This is a genomic window from Paenibacillus sp. R-74696 (assembly GCF_055814915.1).
Window position 1 is genome coordinate 1 of sequence record NZ_JBPULM010000007.1, and the last position, 795, is coordinate 795.

Annotated in this window: 1 protein-coding gene; it reads left to right on the forward strand. The window is 62.0% G+C overall.

Going from position 1 to position 795, the window contains the following annotated elements:
* The coding region (locus ACSR9A_RS01130; RefSeq protein WP_473755185.1) for a condensation domain-containing protein at window positions 1-795 on the forward strand (795 nt) is incomplete at both ends.

Here is a 795-nt window from a genome sequence, read left to right on the forward strand (position 1 = left end):
AGCGCCGCCATCGGGGAGATGGAGGAGGTGTACGCGCTGACGCCGATGCAGCAGGGCATGTTGTTCCACAGCCGTCTGGAGCCGCAAGCGGGCGCTTATGTGAACCAGATGCAGCTGACGCTGCAAGGGGAGTTGGATGTAGCAGCGTTTGAACGAAGCTGGCAAACGATCGTTCAGCGGCATGCGGTGCTGCGGACGAGCATCGACAGCGGGTGGAGAAAAGAGCCGCTGCAAGTCGTGTACCGCGACCGGCCGCTTCAGCTCGCGTATGCCGATCTGTCGCTGAAACCCGCCACGGAGCAGGAAGCTGGCGTGGCGCAGTGGCGGACGGCAGACCGGCAGCAAGGCTTTGATGTGGAAGCGGAGAGCCTGATGCGGGTGGCGTTGTTCCGCACAGGGGAGCATACGCACGAGCTGGTCTGGAGCTTCCATCATATTGTGATGGACGGCTGGTGTTTGCCGCTAGTGATGGAGGAAGTGCTGCACACCTACAGCGCCTACAGTATGTCGGGTAGCGAAGAGGAGCAGCAGGAGCAGCCAAAAGGTCAGGCGTACAGCGACTATATTCGCTGGTTGTCGGAGCAGGATGAGGCGTCGGCGCGGCACTACTGGAAGGAACGACTAGCGGGCTGCGAAGCACAGGCGGTGTTCCCGAAACGCCAGCGCCAGACGTCAGGCTATGAAGCGAGGCGTGTGAGCGGAGTCGTGCCACGGGAGCAAAGCGAGCGAATCGCGGCGGCGGCCAAAGCGCATGGCGTAACGATGAACACGCTGCTGCAAACGGCATGGGGATTG